This is a genomic window from Ramlibacter sp. PS3R-8, assembly GCF_037572435.1.
Classification (GTDB): Bacteria; Pseudomonadota; Gammaproteobacteria; order Burkholderiales; family Burkholderiaceae_C; genus Ramlibacter.
In genome coordinates this window covers 223,252-238,129 of sequence record NZ_JBBHGT010000003.1, presented here as the reverse complement: position 1 = coordinate 238,129, position 14,878 = coordinate 223,252, and the positions used below count along the sequence as shown (strand labels likewise).

General features: G+C 68.2%; 19 protein-coding genes. 10 read left to right on the top strand and 9 right to left on the bottom strand.

The window, feature by feature from the left end; all coding sequences use genetic code 11:
- The first annotated feature begins 49 nt into the window (after nucleotides 1-49).
- From WG902_RS12535 to WG902_RS12520, 4 genes are all read left to right on the top strand, one after another.
- The gene (locus WG902_RS12535; RefSeq protein WP_340060420.1) at nucleotides 50-1,174 is read left to right on the top strand and encodes a hypothetical protein; all 1,125 of its coding nucleotides are present in this window, start codon (nucleotides 50-52) and stop codon (nucleotides 1,172-1,174) included.
- A gap of 10 nt (nucleotides 1,175-1,184) precedes the next feature.
- Nucleotides 1,185-1,607, top strand: a complete 423-nt coding sequence (locus WG902_RS12530; RefSeq protein WP_340060419.1) for a hypothetical protein — start codon at nucleotides 1,185-1,187, stop codon at nucleotides 1,605-1,607.
- Nucleotides 1,604-3,211 (top strand): methyl-accepting chemotaxis protein, encoded by a 1,608-nt coding sequence (locus WG902_RS12525; RefSeq protein ID WP_340060418.1) that lies wholly within the window; start codon nucleotides 1,604-1,606, stop codon nucleotides 3,209-3,211. The genes WG902_RS12530 and WG902_RS12525 overlap by 4 nt, the downstream gene beginning before the upstream one ends.
- A 157-nt stretch (nucleotides 3,212-3,368) precedes the next feature.
- The gene (locus WG902_RS12520) at nucleotides 3,369-4,058 is read left to right on the top strand and encodes a hypothetical protein (protein ID WP_340060417.1); all 690 of its coding nucleotides are present in this window, start codon (nucleotides 3,369-3,371) and stop codon (nucleotides 4,056-4,058) included.
- Nucleotides 4,059-4,095: 37 nt separating this feature from the next.
- Here the strand turns inward: WG902_RS12520 and nadA are convergent, their stop codons facing one another.
- Nucleotides 4,096-5,214 carry a quinolinate synthase NadA gene (nadA, locus tag WG902_RS12515; RefSeq protein ID WP_340060416.1) on the bottom strand — a complete coding sequence of 373 codons (1,119 nt, stop codon included), beginning with the start codon at nucleotides 5,212-5,214 and terminating at the stop codon, nucleotides 4,096-4,098.
- On the bottom strand, nucleotides 5,214-6,074 hold the full coding sequence (nadC, locus tag WG902_RS12510) for a carboxylating nicotinate-nucleotide diphosphorylase (protein WP_340060415.1): 861 nt from the start codon (nucleotides 6,072-6,074) through the stop codon (nucleotides 5,214-5,216). The genes nadA and nadC overlap by 1 nt, the downstream gene beginning before the upstream one ends.
- 84 nt (nucleotides 6,075-6,158) lie before the next feature.
- On the opposite strand from nadC, the gene WG902_RS12505 reads away from it, so the two are divergent.
- Complete coding sequence (locus WG902_RS12505) at nucleotides 6,159-6,557, top strand: PaaI family thioesterase (RefSeq protein WP_340060414.1); 399 nt, start codon at nucleotides 6,159-6,161, stop codon at nucleotides 6,555-6,557.
- Between the two features lie 71 nt (nucleotides 6,558-6,628).
- Nucleotides 6,629-6,946 carry a thioredoxin family protein gene (locus WG902_RS12500; RefSeq protein ID WP_340060413.1) on the top strand — a complete coding sequence of 106 codons (318 nt, stop codon included), beginning with the start codon at nucleotides 6,629-6,631 and terminating at the stop codon, nucleotides 6,944-6,946.
- 104 nt (nucleotides 6,947-7,050) lie between these two features.
- On the opposite strand, the gene WG902_RS12495 is transcribed toward WG902_RS12500, so the two are convergent.
- The 5 genes from WG902_RS12495 to WG902_RS12475 all read right to left on the bottom strand — a co-directional run bounded on the left by WG902_RS12495 (nucleotide 7,051) and on the right by WG902_RS12475 (nucleotide 10,045).
- Nucleotides 7,051-7,704, bottom strand: a complete 654-nt coding sequence (locus tag WG902_RS12495) for a hypothetical protein (RefSeq protein WP_340060412.1) — start codon at nucleotides 7,702-7,704, stop codon at nucleotides 7,051-7,053.
- A gap of 79 nt (nucleotides 7,705-7,783) precedes the next feature.
- Nucleotides 7,784-8,788: an NAD(P)H-dependent glycerol-3-phosphate dehydrogenase gene (locus WG902_RS12490; RefSeq protein ID WP_340060411.1), complete on the bottom strand. Its 1,005-nt coding sequence runs from the start codon at nucleotides 8,786-8,788 to the stop codon at nucleotides 7,784-7,786.
- A 21-nt stretch (nucleotides 8,789-8,809) separates the two neighbouring features.
- Nucleotides 8,810-9,271 (bottom strand): protein-export chaperone SecB, encoded by a 462-nt coding sequence (gene secB, locus WG902_RS12485; RefSeq protein ID WP_340060410.1) that lies wholly within the window; start codon nucleotides 9,269-9,271, stop codon nucleotides 8,810-8,812.
- A 79-nt stretch (nucleotides 9,272-9,350) separates the two neighbouring features.
- A complete protein-coding gene (gene grxC / locus WG902_RS12480) occupies nucleotides 9,351-9,614 on the bottom strand; it encodes a glutaredoxin 3 (protein WP_340060409.1) in 264 nt (87 codons plus the stop codon).
- Nucleotides 9,615-9,634: 20 nt separating this feature from the next.
- Nucleotides 9,635-10,045, bottom strand: a complete 411-nt coding sequence (locus WG902_RS12475; RefSeq protein ID WP_340060893.1) for a rhodanese-like domain-containing protein — start codon at nucleotides 10,043-10,045, stop codon at nucleotides 9,635-9,637.
- 94 nt (nucleotides 10,046-10,139) lie between these two features.
- Between WG902_RS12475 and gpmA the strand changes: the two genes are divergently transcribed.
- The 3 genes from gpmA to WG902_RS12460 all read left to right on the top strand — a co-directional run bounded on the left by gpmA (nucleotide 10,140) and on the right by WG902_RS12460 (nucleotide 13,418).
- The gene (gene gpmA / locus WG902_RS12470; RefSeq protein ID WP_340060408.1) at nucleotides 10,140-10,883 is read left to right on the top strand and encodes a 2,3-diphosphoglycerate-dependent phosphoglycerate mutase; all 744 of its coding nucleotides are present in this window, start codon (nucleotides 10,140-10,142) and stop codon (nucleotides 10,881-10,883) included.
- Between the two features lie 143 nt (nucleotides 10,884-11,026).
- Nucleotides 11,027-12,466, top strand: coding sequence for a S41 family peptidase (locus tag WG902_RS12465; protein ID WP_340060407.1), 1,440 nt, complete (start codon nucleotides 11,027-11,029; stop codon nucleotides 12,464-12,466).
- Nucleotides 12,467-12,662: 196 nt separating this feature from the next.
- Nucleotides 12,663-13,418 (top strand): HesA/MoeB/ThiF family protein, encoded by a 756-nt coding sequence (locus WG902_RS12460; RefSeq protein WP_340060406.1) that lies wholly within the window; start codon nucleotides 12,663-12,665, stop codon nucleotides 13,416-13,418.
- A 3-nt stretch (nucleotides 13,419-13,421) separates the two neighbouring features.
- On the opposite strand, the gene WG902_RS12455 is transcribed toward WG902_RS12460, so the two are convergent.
- Nucleotides 13,422-13,589, bottom strand: coding sequence for a hypothetical protein (locus WG902_RS12455; RefSeq protein WP_340060405.1), 168 nt, complete (start codon nucleotides 13,587-13,589; stop codon nucleotides 13,422-13,424).
- A gap of 204 nt (nucleotides 13,590-13,793) precedes the next feature.
- Here WG902_RS12455 and WG902_RS12450 point away from each other — a divergent pair, with 204 nt between their 5' ends.
- Nucleotides 13,794-14,174 (top strand): response regulator, encoded by a 381-nt coding sequence (locus tag WG902_RS12450; RefSeq protein WP_340060404.1) that lies wholly within the window; start codon nucleotides 13,794-13,796, stop codon nucleotides 14,172-14,174.
- 42 nt (nucleotides 14,175-14,216) lie between these two features.
- On the opposite strand, the gene WG902_RS12445 is transcribed toward WG902_RS12450, so the two are convergent.
- Nucleotides 14,217-14,849, bottom strand: coding sequence for a response regulator transcription factor (locus tag WG902_RS12445; RefSeq protein WP_332826241.1), 633 nt, complete (start codon nucleotides 14,847-14,849; stop codon nucleotides 14,217-14,219).
- Between the last annotated feature and the right edge of the window lie 29 nt (nucleotides 14,850-14,878).

The following is a 14,878-nucleotide window of genomic DNA, read 5'->3' as shown; positions in this document are numbered from 1 at the left end:
GCGCACCAGCGCCTGAGCTAAGGTCGGCAAGTAACCTTTTGTTACTTGCATGAAAAAACTCCAACGAATCGCAGCGACATTGCTCGCGGCATGCGCCGCGGCCCCGACAAGCGCAGTGGAGCTGGACCTGTCCGGCTTCGGCTCCGCAGTGGCCGGCCGAACTTTCGGACAGTGCACGGCCAACGCGGTGGCGAGCGCGTTCAGCAGCTCCTGCACGCGCTTCGTCGCGGACTGGGGGCACGGAGGCGTTTACGACGAGAAGTGGAGCGCGGAGCCGGAAAGTCGCCTGGGCGTCCAGGGCACGGTCCGGGTCAACCCGCAGCTTTCCTTCACCGCCCAGGTCGTCGCCCGCGCGGTCCACGACCCGCTGGCCGAACTGGAGTGGGCGTACATGACGATCGCGCCCGCGCCCGGCTGGACGCTGCAGCTCGGACGCAAGCGGGTGCCGCTGTTCTTCTATTCCGATTTCCAGGACGTCGGCTTTGCCTACCCCTGGGTGCGTGTGCCGCCCGACGTCTACGGCTGGGACGTCGTCAACTACAACGGCGCCAACCTCACGTACAACGCGAGCGTCTCGGGCTGGGCGCTGCGTTCCAGCGCGTTCGCCGGCTCGGAGAACAGCCGCAAGAACGGCTACTCCCGCATCCTCTACGACGAGCCGAAGGACGTGAAGTGGTCCGGCATCGCCGGGGCCGACCTGGAGTTCGCGAAGGACTGGTTCACCGGCCGCGTCGTGTACATGCGTTCGGGCTTCCAGCAGATCGATCGCCAGACCGGCATGGCGGACGTGCAGATCAACGGCGCCATCCGCGACCACCACCAGGCCTACGGCGGCTCCGTCAACATCGACTACGGCAATTTCCTGCTGCGATCCGAAGTCAGCGTGTTCGACCGCAGCCGGTACGCGTACAAGGCGACGTCGTGGTTCGTGTCAGGCGGCTACCGCTTCGGCAACTTCACGCCGATGCTCACCTTGAGCGACTACAAGGAAACCTCGCGCTTCCCGCTGGCCGATTACGAGCCGGCGCGCTGGAGCACCGTCGCCGCGTCGCTGCGCTATGACCTCGGCGCCTCGAGCGCGCTGAAGGTGCAGCTCGAGCGCATCCGCGACCGCCAGGCGCCGTTCGTGGGCAATGCGACCTTGCTGTCCATGTCTTACGACTTCGTCTTCTGAGGGGCGCCGCATGAACATGCTTCGCCGCTTCGCTGCTGTCACGCTGCTCGCGCTGTCAGGCCCGCTGTACGCCGAGGTCGTGGTCATCGTCCACCGCAACAACGCCGTGGCCTCGATGACGCCCGACCAGGTGGCGCAGGTCTTCATGGGGGCGAGCACCACGTTCCCCACAAGTGCCACCGCGACGCCCATCGACCAGCCTGAAGGCAGCCCCACGCGGGATGAATTCCTGGCGAAGGTGCTGGACAAGACCCCCGCGCAGTTCAAGGCCGTATGGTCCCGCCTGATCTTCAGCGGCAAGGGCACGCGGCCGAAGACGCTGGCCGGCAGCGCGGAAGTGCGAAGCGCCGTCGCCGCGGATCCGGCCGCCATCGGCTTCGTGGACCGCGCCAGCGTCGATGCCACCGTCAAGGTGGTGCTGAGCGTCAAATGAAAAACGCCACCGCTTCGCTGCGATTCCGCCATCGCATGTGGCTGGTGCCCGTGCTTGCCATGGCCGCGTTCGCGATGGTGGTGGCCGCCACGGTGAGCTCCAATCGGACCGCCTCGGCCCTGGTCTCGGTGGACGAGCCGTACCTGGAACAAGCCAGCGAATTCGCGCGCGCCCTCGAAGACACCCGGCTGGCGCTGCAGGCCGCCACGCAGGAAGGCGACAAGCGCGGCATCGCGCAGGCAGAGCGGCATGTGGACCGGGCCCGGGTCGCCGTGGTGCGCATGCGGGCCATCGCCGGCAAGCAGGCCACCGCCACTGCGTTGGACACGACGCTCGACGCGTACTGGGCGGCCGCGGCAGCGGCGAGCCGGTTGATGCTGGGTGAAGGCGGCGGCGATGTCGATGCGGCCGTTCGCACGATGCAGGCAGCGCAGAAATCGGTGGAGCACGCCTCGGCGTCGGCACTCTCGGATGCGCGCGATCGCTTCCGCGCTTCACTGGCGGCCACCGCGACTGCCGTGGACCGGGGCACCATGCTGTCGGCGGGGCTGGCCCTCGCCGTGGCACTGGGCCTGAGCCTGCTGTCGTGGCTGATCATCCGCGGGGTCGGCGCGCAGCTCGGCGGCGAGCCGGAAGCCGCGGCGCGGCTCGTCAACCGCGCGGCCTCGGGCGACCTCAGCGCCGCGGGCCAGGCAGGCAGCGCCACCGGCCTGCTGGCCGATCTCGACCGGATGCAGGTCGCGCTCGTGGCGATGCTGCAAGTGGTGCGCGACTCGTCGGACCAGTTGCTGCATGCGGCCGCCGACATCGCGCACGGCAGCGAGCACCTGTCGGGCCGCACCGAGCAGCAGGCGACTTCTCTCGAAGAAACCGCCGCTTCGCTGGAGCAGATCACCGCCACCGTGCAGCAGACGGCGGCCCATGCGGAACACCTGGACAAGCTGGCCCGCGACACGGCAGCCTTCAGCCAGGACGGCGACCGCGTGATGGGCGAAGTGATCGGCACCATGGACCGCATCAAGGGCGACTCCGGGCGCATCACGGAAATCGTCGCCGTGATCGACGGGATCGCGTTCCAGACCAACATCCTCGCGCTGAACGCCGCCGTCGAAGCCGCGCGGGCGGGCGAGAAAGGCCGCGGCTTCGCCGTCGTGGCGCAGGAGGTGCGCTCGCTGGCCCTGCGTTCCGCCACTTCGGCCACCCAGGTCAAGGCGCTGCTGCAGTCCTCCGCCGCCAACGTGGACGAAGGCGTGGCCCGCGTGCGCCAGGCGGCCGGCAGCATGGCGGCCATCCAGGCTGCCATCGACAAGGTGGTGGGCATCATTTCGGAGATCGCCGTCGCATCGCGTGAGCAGACCGCGGGCCTGGCCGGCATCAACCGCGCCGTCGCGGAGATGGAGACCCTGACGGGGCAAAACGCGCAGCTGGCGCAGCACTCAGTCGCCGCGGCGCGCGACGTGAAGGACCGGGCCGAGCACCTGGCGGACGCCGTCAGCCAGTTCCGGCTGCCGGAAGAGGCGCCCGCGATCGCGGAGCTGCCGGAGCAGCCCCGCCTCTCCGCCCCGGCGCCGCTGGGGGATTGGGAGCGCGCGGACGTTCGCTAGCGTTCCATCACCGATGCGGTGACCGCTCGCCGTCGGGACTCGCCCACTTGTCAAGTGAAACCCCTGCGGCGGCGCCGGCGCGCAAGGCACGCTGGCCGCCACGGCTGAGCCTTGCTATAACGAGATGCCTTGCGTGTTGCCGAGGAGGGACCGTCGCATGCACCGCTGCCTGACCCTGCTGCTGTTCGCCGCCGCGCTGGCGCCGTGCACCGTGCCCGCCATGGACTTCCGCCAGGCTGGAGGCACGCTGGTGATGTCGGGGCCGGTGGACGACCTGGATCTCGTGCGGCTGCGCAACCACCTCGCCGTGCACCGGCCCACCCTCGTCGTGTTGCACGAAAGCCCCGGCGGCGACCTGTGGAACGGCTACCAGGTGGGCAACCGCATCCGCGACGAGAAGCTGCCGACGGCGGTCTCGGGCAAGTGCGAGTCGGCGTGCGCGCTGATCTTCCTCAGCGGCACGGAGCGATCCTTCACCGATGGGCGGCCCGTCGCCGTCACGATGGTGGGCCTGCATGGCGCGCATTCCGTGGAGAGCAAGCAGCCCCTGACCGAACTGTCGCCGCGCATGGCGTACATGATCCGCACGATGACGGGCAGCAAGTACCCGCCCGACCTGCTGCACCGCACCGTGTACCCGCGCAACGCCGAGGACATGGTGTATGCCTTCCACCCCGCGCGCTATGCCGCCACCGCCGCCGGTCGCGGCATCGTCGAATGCCTGAAGCAGCCGGACGTGAGCTTCAAGTGCGCGATGGTCGACGGGCTGGATGCGCTGGGAATCGGGGTGATCACCAAGCCGGAGATCCTGGAGCTGCCGGACGAGGTGAAGGCGGCGCTTCCGTAGCTGGCTTCCTCCCTCTCCCCTCCGGGGAGAGGGCGCCTCAAGCAGCCCCGATGTTCGGCACCAGCGCCCCCGCCGGCTTCCCCGCCTTCAACGCCGCCGTGAACGCCAGCATCCGGTCGATCGGCACCTTCGCGCGCAGGCCCAGGGCGGGGTCGATGAACACCTCGTTGGCGCCGGTCTCCAGCACGTGCGCCAGCCCCGCCAGGCCGTTCATGGCCATCCACGGACAGTGCGCGCAGCTCTTGCACGTCGCGCTGTTGCCGGCGGTGGGCGCCTCGATGAACAGCTTGCCTGGATTCAGCGTGCGCAGCTTGTGCATCATCCCGTTGTCGGTGGCGACGATGAATTCGCGCGCGTCCATCTCGCTGGCGGCCCGCAGGATGGCCGAGGTGGAGCCCACCGCATCCGCCAGCGCCACGACGTCGGCCGGTGACTCGGGGTGCACCAGCACCTTGGCCAGCGGGTATTGCTTCTTCAGGTCCTCGAGCTCGAAGGCCTTGAACTCGTCGTGCACGATGCACGAGCCGTTCCAGAACACCATGTCGGCGCCGGTCTCGCGCTGGATGTAGCCGCCCAGGTGCTTGTCCGGCGCCCACAGGATCTTGTGGCCCTTGGCCTTGAGCGCGCCGACGATGTCGAGCGCGCAGCTGGACGTGACCATCCAGTCCGTGCGCGCCTTCACCGCCGCGCTGGTGTTGGCATACACGACGACGGTGCGGTCCGGATGCTGGTTGCAGAAGGCGTCGAACTCGTCGGCCGGGCAGCCCAGGTCCAGCGAGCAGGTCGCATCCAGGTCCGGCATCAGCACGCGCTTTTCGGGCGACAGGATCTTGGCCGTCTCGCCCATGAACTTGACGCCGGACACCACCAGCGTCTGCGCGGCGTGGTCGCGGCCGAAGCGCGCCATCTCCAGCGAGTCGCTGACGATGCCGCCGGTCTCCTCGGCCAGGTCCTGCAGGTCCGGGTGCACGTAGTAGTGCGACACCATCACCGCGTTGCGCTCCTTGAGCAGGCGCTTGATCTTGTCCTTGAGCGCGGCGCGTTCGGCCGGCGCCGGCTCCGCCGGGATGCGGGCCCAGGCGAACTTGGTGTCGCACGTGTTCCCCGGCAGCGGGTGCTCGTATTCCACTTCCTTGATCGGGATCACAGCGCTCATCACAGTTCCTTCAGGCGCATGGAGAAGTCCGTGGCCTTCACGTCTTTTGTCAGTCCACCGATGGAGATGCGGTCGACGCCGGTTTCCGCAAGGGCGCGCAGCCGCTCCAGCGTGACGCCGCCCGAGATCTCCAGGATCGCGCGGCCGGCGTTGATGCGCACCGCTTCGCGCAGGGTGTCCATCTCCATGTTGTCCAGCAGCACCATCTTCGCGCCGGCATCCAGCGCCTCGCGCAGCTGGGCCAGCGTCTCCACCTCGATCTCCACGAACGATGCGCCCGCGGCCACGCGCTGCGCCGCCTGCAGCACGGGCCTCACGCCGCCGGCGGCGGCGATGTGGTTTTCCTTGATGAGGACGGCGTCGTACAGGCCGATGCGGTGGTTGACGCCGCCGCCGGTGCGCACGGCATATTTCTGCGCGAGGCGCAGGCCGGGCAAGGTCTTGCGCGTGTCCACGATCTGGGCGCGCGTCCCGCGCACCGCATCCACGTAGGTGGCCGTCTTGGTGGCGACGGCGCTGAGCAACTGCAGGAAATTCAGCATCGTGCGTTCGGCCGTCAGCAGCCCCCGGGCCGTTCCATCCACTTGCAGGACCACCTGGTCGGCGGCACAGCGCTGGCCTTCGCCCACCAGCCACTCGATGCGGGCGCCGGGCTCCACCTGCCGCAGGGCGGCTTCCACCCACGGCGCGCCGCAGATCACCGCTGCTTCGCGCGCGAGCACCCGCGCCTGCGCCCGCCGCGCCGGGTCGACCAGGCCAGCGGTCAGGTCGCCGGAACCCACGTCCTCGGCCAGGGCGCGCGCCGCGTCGGCCTGGGCCAGCTGCGCGATCGCACGGGAAGAGAAATCGAAAGCCGTCATGGGCCAAGCATAGCGGCTGCGGGGCAGCACGGGTTCCGCCGGGGGCATCCCGGCGCTACAGTGGCGCGGACGAAGGGAAGCCCCATGGACATCGACGATCTCCACCAGCGCATGCAGCACCTCTTCCCGGGCCTGATGGGCGTGCAGCTGACCGAGCTGGCGCCGCAGCGCGTGGTGGCCACCCTGCGCGTGCGCCCCGACCTGTGCACCGCGGGCGGCATCCTGCATGGAGGCGCCCACATGGCGTTTGCCGACACGCTCGGCGCCATCGGCACCCTGCTCAACCTGCCGCAGGGCAAGCGGACCACCACCACCGACTCCAGCACCAAGTTCATCGGGGGCGCCAAGGTGGACACGGTCGTGACCGGTGAAAGCGTGGCGCTGCACCGCGGCCGCACGACCATGGTGTGGCAGACCAGCATCCGCAATGCCGAGGGCAAGCTCTGCTCGGTGGTGACGCAGACCCAGCTGGTGCTCGACTAGCGGGGCGACGCCGACAGCCACTGGCGGGCGGCGCTGACGCACGTATGTCCGCGCCACGCGACAATCCAGGCATGGACACGACGAATGCCACGAAGGAGCCCTCGCGCGCCGAGGTGGATGCACTGGCGGGGCCGACGGTGATCGAGTTCGGCACCAGCTGGTGCGGCTGGTGCCGGGGCGCGCAGCCCCTGATCGCGGGCGCACTCGAAGGACAGGCCGGCGTGCGGCACCTGAAGGTGGAGGACGGCCCCGGTCGGCCCCTGGGACGCAGCTACCGCGTGAAGCTGTGGCCGACGCTGGTGTTCCTGAAGGACGGCCAGGAAGTCGCGCGCGTCACGCGGCCGTCGAGCCAGGCGGAGTTGACGGACGCGCTGGCGAAGATCTCGTGATGGATGCCGGGGTGCGGCGTTGCCGCAACCCGGCCTGCGGGTTCACGAGCTTTCTTGTAGGCCGGGGTGAGCGCGCAGCCGAACCCCGGTGACCTGCCGCTTCCTCAATTCGCCGCGAAGCAGTACAGCAGCCCGGCCCCGCCGGTGGCCCTGAGCGCGTCCATCCCGCAGGCGCGCGTGCCGTGCGAGGAGTTCCACGACTTCGCGGGCGGGTTCTCGTCCAGGCCCATGCGGTCGTGGTGGCCCACGATGGCCGAGCCCTCGCCGCTCTTCGTCCAGTTGCCGCAAGTCGTGTCGTTGGTCGCGGTGGAAGCGCGGCCGTCCGGTGTGGAGCCGGTCAGCACGTCGTGCATGTTGACGGGGTCGCCCCGGCCGCTGACGACGGCGCCGCGCTCCGTGAGCGCGGTCTGCTTGGCCAGCCCATTGGTGCCGTGCAGCTCGTCGACGTTCGACGCGATGCGTTCACCCTTCACGTTGTACCAGGGGCCGGAGCCGATGCGGTCGCGCGCGTTGACGCCGCCGGCGCCGGTGGTGCTGAGATAGGCGCGCCACGTGCGCGACGGCAGGCCGGCGGCCGAAGCCAGCGCCCGGCAATGCGCGTCCGCCCCGGCGAGGCCGCCGAAGTCCGCGCCGCGGCCCGGGTTGGTGCTGGTCACGAAGAAACTCGGGCTGTTGCTGCTGCTGGTCATGGACTGCCAGGCGGCGCAGCCGCCAAGGGTTGCCGCCGCGAGGACGGCGAGAAAGCAAGCACGGCGCATGGAAAGCTCCTGGGAATGGGGGTGCGCAAGGCTACCCTGCGGCGGCGCGAAGAACCCCTGGGAAGGTCCCAACGTAACTTCAGGAATATTCCGACGCGGGGTCCCGGCCCATGAGCAGGGCGACTGCTTCCGAAGCCGTGAGCCGCCCATCCAGCAACTCCACCACCGCCTGGGCGATCGGCATCTCCACGCCGACGCGGCGTGCGCGCTCGACCACCGTCCGCGCGCTGTAGACGCCCTCCGCCACGTGACCGAGCGACTGCACCGCCTCCTGCAGGCTGCGGCCCTGCGCCAGCAACAGGCCGACGCGGCGATTGCGGCTCAGGTCGCCGGTGGCGGTGAGCACCAGGTCGCCCAGCCCGGACAGGCCCATGAAAGTCTCGCCCCGGGCGCCGAGCGCCACGCCCAGCCGCATCATCTCCGCCAGGCCGCGCGTCACCAGGGCGGCCCGTGCATTCAGGCCCAGCGCGAGCCCGTCGCACAGGCCGGTGGCGATCGCCAGCACGTTCTTCACCGCGCCGCCGACCTCCACGCCCGGCACGTCCTCGTTGCCGTACACGCGCATCGTGCTGCCATGGAAAGCCGCCACCAGCGCATCGCGCACGGCAGCGGACTCGCTGGCCGCCACCAGCGCCGTCGGCTGGCCGTTGGCGACCTCCTGGGCAAAGCTGGGCCCGCTGAGCACCCCCGCCAGCAGCCCGGGGGCCACCTCGGCGCGGATCTCGTGCCCGAGCAAGCCGAACGGCTGCGCGACCGGCGCCTCGAAGCCCTTGCACAGCCAGGCCACCGGTTGCGCGCATCCGCGCAAGGCGGCGAGCATCTCCCGCAGGCCGGCCATGGGCGTGGCGATGATGACCAGCGCATGCCGGCGCGCCAGGGCCTGCAACTCAACGGCCGGCGTCGACACCGCCTGTACGCCCGGCGGCAGGCGAACCCCCGGAAGGTAGTGAACGTTCTCGCGCAGCGACGCCAGCGCGGCAGCCTGCGTTGCATCGCGCGCCCACAGCGTCACCGCATGGCGCGAGCCGGCGCTGGCCGCCAGCGCCGTCCCCCAGGCACCTGCGCCGAGCACGAGGATGTCCATGGGGGTGGGCGCGCCGTGGCGTCAGGCGGTGGTGATGATGCTGGAGGCCTGGGGCTGCTGGGCCGCCTGCTGCTGTTCGTACATCGCCTGGAAGTTGATCTCGGCCAGGTGCACCGGCGGGAAGCCGGCGCGCGTGATCACGTCGGACACGTTGGCGCGCAGGTACGGGTACACGATCTGCGGGCAGGCGATGCCCATCACCGCCTGCATCTGCTCCTGCGGCACGTTGCGGATCTCGAAGATGCCGGCCTGCTTGACCTCCACCAGGAACACGGTCTTGTCCTTGATCTTGGTGGTGACGGTGGCGGTGACGCACACTTCGAACAGGCCGTCGGCGGCCTGCTGCGCTTCCACGCCCAGCTGGATGTCCACGGTGGGTTGCTCCTGCTCCAGCAGGATGGCGGGGGAATTCGGCTGCTCCAGCGAAGCCTCTTTCATGTAGACGCGCTGGATCTGGAACACGGGGTTGTCGTTGTCGGCCATGACTGTCTTTCGATGCGAATGAGAAACGCCCGCCGGAAACGCTCCGGGCGGGCGCGATGCGGGTGGGGTGCGGATTATCTCAGGCGCTGGCGTTGAGCAGCGGCAGCAGGCCACCGCGGCCGTCGAGCGCGACCAGGTCGTCGCAGCCGCCGACGTGCGTGTCGCCGATGAAGATCTGCGGCACCGTGCGGCGCCCGGTGATCTCCATCATCTTCATGCGCTCTTCGGGCTGCATGTCGATGCGGATTTCCTCGATGGCCTCGACGCCCTTGGACTTGAGGATCTGCTTGGCGCGAATGCAGTAGGGGCAGACGGCCGTGGTGTACATCTTGACGGGTTGCATGGGCTGATTTTCAGGCGGGTTCAGGATTTTTCGACCGGCAGGTTAGCCTCTTTCCACGCCCGAAGGCCGCCCCCCAGGACGACAGCCTTGTCGTACCCCAGGGTTTTTGCCGTCTTCAGGCAGCGGCCGGCGCGGGCGCCGCTGGGGCACACCAGGATGAGCGGCACGGTCTTGTTCTTCACCACTTCGGGCAGGCGCTGCTCGAAGCTCGCCACCGGGATGTTGCGCGAACCGGTGATGTGCCCTGCCGCGAACTCTTCGGCTTCGCTGACGTCGACGACCACGGCCTTCTCACGGTTGATCAGCAGCACGGCGCCGCTGGGCGTCAGGCCGCCCGAGCGAAGCCCCTGCAGCAGGCCAGGGGCGAGCAGCAACGTGCCGGACACCACGGCGATGAGCACCAGCGCCCAGTTACTCATCAAAAACGGCAACGGATCCATTCCAACCTTTCTTCAAGGCCCGGACGGTGCCGGGCAACCCGCGATTCTAGAATGCCGGGTTCACCCCTCCTTCTCCATTCCTTTCATGCACAAGCTCGTCCTGATCCGCCACGGCGAATCGACCTGGAACCTGGAAAACCGTTTCACCGGCTGGACCGACGTCGACCTGACGCCGGTGGGCCTGCAGCAGGCGGTGCAGGCGGGACGGCTGCTCAAGGCCGAGGGCTACGACTTCGACCTCTGCTACACCAGCGTGCTCAAGCGGGCCACGCGAACGCTGTGGCACGTGCTCGACGAGATGGATCGCACGTGGCTGCCGGTGGTGCATTCCTGGCGCCTGAACGAGCGCCACTATGGTGCATTGCAGGGACTGAACAAGGCCGACATGGCCAAGAAGTTCGGTGACGCCCAGGTGCTGGTCTGGCGGCGCAGCTACGACACGCCGCCGCCGGCGCTGGAGCCGGCCGACCCCCGCAGCGAGCGGGGCGACATCCGCTACGCCCGGCTGCAGCCGGGCCAGGTGCCGCTGACCGAATGCCTGAAGGACACCGTAGACCGCGTGCTGCCGTTCTGGAACGAAGCCATGGCCCCCGCCATCCGCGCCGGCAAGCGGGTGGTGGTGGCGGCGCACGGCAACTCCATCCGGGCGCTGGTGAAGTACCTCGACGGCGTGTCCGACCAGGACATCGTCGGCCTGAACATTCCCAATGGCATTCCGCTGGTTTACGAGCTCGATGCAGACCTGCAACCGCTTCGCCACTACTATCTCGGTGACGCCGAAGCGGCAGCCCGCGCCGCGGCCGCGGTGGCCAGCCAGGGCAAGGCGTAGGGAATCCTGCCTGTAGGACGATTCCTGCGAAAAACGCGTTTATTTCACATCGCGGACGGCCGCCGCTGGGAACCCCTGATTCCGGGGAGCGTCAGAGATGTTCCTCAGGTGTATATTGAAGTCGACAGGACCAAGACGTTTCCATGAGCCACAAACTGAAGATTGCCGGCTGGATCTCCGTAGGCGCCCTTGCCGGAGCGCTGACCACGGTTTCCCTGCAAACCGTCGCCCGTGGCTCCCTCGCGCCGCTTCCGCTGGAGGAACTGCAGCAGCTGGCAGCGGTCTTCAGCATGGTCAAGACCGACTACGTCGAGCCGGTCGACGAGAAGAAGCTCATCACCGACGCCATCTCCGGCATGGTGGCCAGCCTCGACCCCCATTCGCAGTACTTCGACAAGAAGTCCTTCAAGGAATTCCGTGAAGGCACGTCGGGCCGCTTCGTCGGCGTCGGCATCGAGATTTCACAGGAAGACGGCCTGGTCAAGGTGGTCTCGCCCATCGAAGGTTCCCCCGCCTTCCGCGCCGGCCTCAAGAGCGGCGACCTGATCACCAAGATCGACGACACCGCCGTCAAGGGCCTGTCGCTGTCCGACGCCGTCAAGCGCATGCGCGGCGAGCCCAACACCAAGGTCAGCCTCACGATCTACCGCAAGGACGAGAACCGTTCGTTCCCGGTGACGATCACCCGCGAGGAGATCAGGACCCAGTCCGTCAAGGGCAAGGTGATCGAGCCGGGCTACGGCTGGATCCGCCTGTCCCAGTTCCAGGAACGCACCGTCGACGACTTCGCCCGCAAGGTCGAGGAACTGTACAAGCAGGAGCCCAACATGCGCGGGCTGGTGCTGGACCTGCGCAACGATCCGGGCGGCCTGCTGGATGCGGCCGTCGCGATCTCCGCCGCCTTCCTGCCGGAGAACGTCACCGTGACGTCCACCAACGGCCAGCTGCCGGAGAGCAAGTTCATCTACAAGGCCGCGCCGGAGTTCTACCAGCGCCGCGCCGGTGCAGACCCGCTGCGGCGCCTGCCGCCCCAGCTGAAGTCGGTGCCGCTCGTGGTGCTGGTCAACGAGGGTTCCGCTTCCGCTTCCGAGATCGTGGCCGGCGCGCTGCAGGACCACAAGCGCGCCGCGGTGCTTGGCAGCCAGACCTTCGGCAAGGGCTCCGTGCAGACGGTGCGTCCCCTCGGTCCCGACACCGGCCTGAAGCTGACCACGGCGCGTTACTACACGCCGAGCGGCAAGTCGATCCAGGCCAAGGGCATCGTGCCGGACGTGATGGTGGACGAGACCGAAGAAGGCAACATCTTCTCCGTGCTGCGCACCCGTGAAGCGGACCTGGACAAGCACCTGGGCACGGGCCAGGGCCCGGAGTCCAAGGACGCCGGCCGCGAGAAGGCGCGTGAAGACGCGCGCAAGCGCGCCGAGGAAGAAGCCAAGAAGGGCCCGAACGATCGCAAGACCCAGCCCGAATTCGGCTCCGACAAGGACTTCCAGCTCGTGCAGGCCCTGAACCACCTCAAGGGCCGCCCGGTGGCCGTCTCCAAGACGCAAGTCGTGGAGAACAAGGAAGAGAAGACGAACTGATCGTCTCGCTCCGAGAGAAAAGCGGCCTTCGGGCCGCTTTTTTAATGCGGGTAGCCGGACGCAGAAGGCGCAGAAGTTACGCAGAAGACGCAAAAGGACATCCAAAACCTTTATTGGTTTTTTCTGCGTCTTCTGCGTAGTTTCTGCGTCTTCTGCGTCCGGCTGTCCGTATTCCGTGGCGATGCACAATCCGGAAATGACCGACGACCAGCTCCTTCGCTACTCCCGCCACATCCTGCTGGATGAAGTGGGCGTGGAAGGGCAGCAGAAATTGCTGGCCTCGCACGCGCTGGTCATCGGCGCCGGCGGGCTGGGCTCGCCGGTGGCGCTGTACCTGGGCACCGCGGGTGTCGGGCGCATCACGCTGGTCGACCACGACGCGGTGGACCTCACCAACCTGCAGCGCCAGATCGCGCACAACCTCGAACGCGTGGGCCGCCCCAAGGCCGAATCGGCGCGCGACGCCATTGCGGCCATCAACCCCGACGTGCTGGTGCAGCCGCTGGTGCTGAAGGCGGACGCGCAGGGGCTGGATGAACTGGTGCCAGGCGCCGACGTCGTGATCGACTGCAGCGACAACTTCGCCACGCGCCACATGATCAATGCAGCCTGCGTCGCGCACCGCAAGCCGCTGGTGTCGGGCGCCGCGATCCGCTTCGACGGGCAGGTCAGCGTGTTCGACACGCGCGGCGCGCAGGCGCCCTGCTATGCCTGCGTGTTCCCGCCGGACCAGGACCTGGAGGAGACGCGCTGCGCCACCATGGGCGTGTTCGCGCCGCTGGTGGGCATCATCGGGGCCATGCAGGCATCCGAGGCACTGCGCCTGCTTGCCGGAGTGGGGAGTTCCCTTGCGGGCCGCCTGCAGATGCTGGACGGCCGCACCATGGAATGGAGCGAGGTGCGCGTGAAGCGCGACCCCGCCTGCCGCGTGTGCGGCCCGCTGCGCGGGTGAACCTCAGTCGTCCAGGCCGAGCAGGCTGACCACGATCGCGTCGGCCTGCGGAGCCTGCACCATCTGGATCTCGGCCATCGCGGGCTCACCCAGCGCCACGAGCGCCGCGGCCAGCAGGGTGCCGAAGAAAACCATCGAGGATTGGACGAACAGCTTCATGGGGTACTTCATTCGCGGGGATGATTCCCCGCCATCACGAACAGTGTCGCCCGGCCCCCGCTGCTCCACAGTCGTCCCGGTGCGGCAGGGGGTGTCATCACGTGCAACTTGGGCCGTAGGCACATTCCTACCCATCCTTCGATGGGTCACTGGCACAATGCGCCCGGTCATCGAGGGGACCCGGGCGCGCCCGCGCGGCCCGCACCGTGCTGCATCGTGGAACTGAAAACATTCATCGTCGAAGACAACGCGACCATCCGCGAAAACCTGATCGGCACCCTGGAGGAACTGGCGTCCGTCGTGTCCCTTGGATGGGCCGAGGGGCAGGAGGAGGCCTGCGCGTGGTTCGCGCATCACCCGGGCGAATGGGACCTCGCCATCGTGGACCTGTTCCTCAAGCAAGGCAGCGGCCTGGGCGTGCTGGAGCAATGCCAGCAACGCGGCCGCGACCAGAGGTTGATCGTCCTGAGCAACTACGCCACCGAGGACATGCGCAAGCGCTGTGCGGACCTCGGCGCCGATGCCGTGTTCGACAAGTCGAACGAGATCGACGCGCTGGTGGATTACTGCCTGGCGCTGGGTGAGCGCACCCGGTAGGTCGGGCTGGCCGCAGGCCACCCCGACACCTTCGCAAGCGGATCAGTCGATCAGCTTGTTCTTCAGCGCGTAGTACGTGAGGTCGCTGTTGGAGGAGAGGTTCATCTTCTCCATCAGGCGCGTGCGGTAAGTGCTCACCGTCTTCACCGACAGCGACAGCGCCTTGGCGATGTCACCGGCCGTTTCGCCCTTGGCGAGCTTCAGGAACACCTGGAACTCACGCTCGGACAACTGCTCGTGCGGCGCCCCGCCCTCCTTGCGGTTGAGCTGCTGTGCCAGCAGTTCCGCCACGGCCGGAGAGATGTACCGCCGGCCCAGCGCGATGGTGCGGATCGCGTTGACGATCTCCATCGGCTCGCATTCCTTGTTCAGGTAGCCGCTGGCGCCCTGCCGGATCAGGTTCATCGCGTAGTGCTCTTCCGGATAACCGGAGAGGATGAGGATGCCGACATCCGGCGCCTTGGCCCGGATCATGCCCAGCGCGTCGATGCCGCTCTGTCCCGGCATGGACAGGTCCATGACGAGGACATCCATTTCGGTCACGCGCACGAGGTCGATGGCCTCGCGTCCGCTCGAAGCCTCGCCCACCACGCGCAGGTCGACCTGCTCAGAAAAGAACTGTTTGAGCCCCGACCGCACGATGGCGTGGTCGTCGACAATGCCCACTTTGATCATGCTTCACCTTCCACGTCAACCTGTTTCAT

Coding starts and splice junctions, on each gene's coding strand:
- WG902_RS12535 (WP_340060420.1), top strand. CDS start 50: ATGAAAAAACTCCAACGAATCGCAGCGACATTGCTCGCGGCATGCGCC.
- WG902_RS12530 (WP_340060419.1), top strand. CDS start 1,185: ATGAACATGCTTCGCCGCTTCGCTGCTGTCACGCTGCTCGCGCTGTCA.
- WG902_RS12525 (WP_340060418.1), top strand. CDS start 1,604: ATGAAAAACGCCACCGCTTCGCTGCGATTCCGCCATCGCATGTGGCTG.
- WG902_RS12520 (WP_340060417.1), top strand. CDS start 3,369: ATGCACCGCTGCCTGACCCTGCTGCTGTTCGCCGCCGCGCTGGCGCCG.
- nadA (WP_340060416.1), bottom strand. CDS start 5,214: ATGAGCGCTGTGATCCCGATCAAGGAAGTGGAATACGAGCACCCGCTG.
- nadC (WP_340060415.1), bottom strand. CDS start 6,074: ATGACGGCTTTCGATTTCTCTTCCCGTGCGATCGCGCAGCTGGCCCAG.
- WG902_RS12505 (WP_340060414.1), top strand. CDS start 6,159: ATGGACATCGACGATCTCCACCAGCGCATGCAGCACCTCTTCCCGGGC.
- WG902_RS12500 (WP_340060413.1), top strand. CDS start 6,629: ATGGACACGACGAATGCCACGAAGGAGCCCTCGCGCGCCGAGGTGGAT.
- WG902_RS12495 (WP_340060412.1), bottom strand. CDS start 7,704: ATGCGCCGTGCTTGCTTTCTCGCCGTCCTCGCGGCGGCAACCCTTGGC.
- WG902_RS12490 (WP_340060411.1), bottom strand. CDS start 8,788: ATGGACATCCTCGTGCTCGGCGCAGGTGCCTGGGGGACGGCGCTGGCG.
- secB (WP_340060410.1), bottom strand. CDS start 9,271: ATGGCCGACAACGACAACCCCGTGTTCCAGATCCAGCGCGTCTACATG.
- grxC (WP_340060409.1), bottom strand. CDS start 9,614: ATGCAACCCGTCAAGATGTACACCACGGCCGTCTGCCCCTACTGCATT.
- gpmA (WP_340060408.1), top strand. CDS start 10,140: ATGCACAAGCTCGTCCTGATCCGCCACGGCGAATCGACCTGGAACCTG.
- WG902_RS12465 (WP_340060407.1), top strand. CDS start 11,027: ATGAGCCACAAACTGAAGATTGCCGGCTGGATCTCCGTAGGCGCCCTT.
- WG902_RS12460 (WP_340060406.1), top strand. CDS start 12,663: ATGACCGACGACCAGCTCCTTCGCTACTCCCGCCACATCCTGCTGGAT.
- WG902_RS12455 (WP_340060405.1), bottom strand. CDS start 13,589: ATGAAGTACCCCATGAAGCTGTTCGTCCAATCCTCGATGGTTTTCTTC.
- WG902_RS12445 (WP_332826241.1), bottom strand. CDS start 14,849: ATGATCAAAGTGGGCATTGTCGACGACCACGCCATCGTGCGGTCGGGG.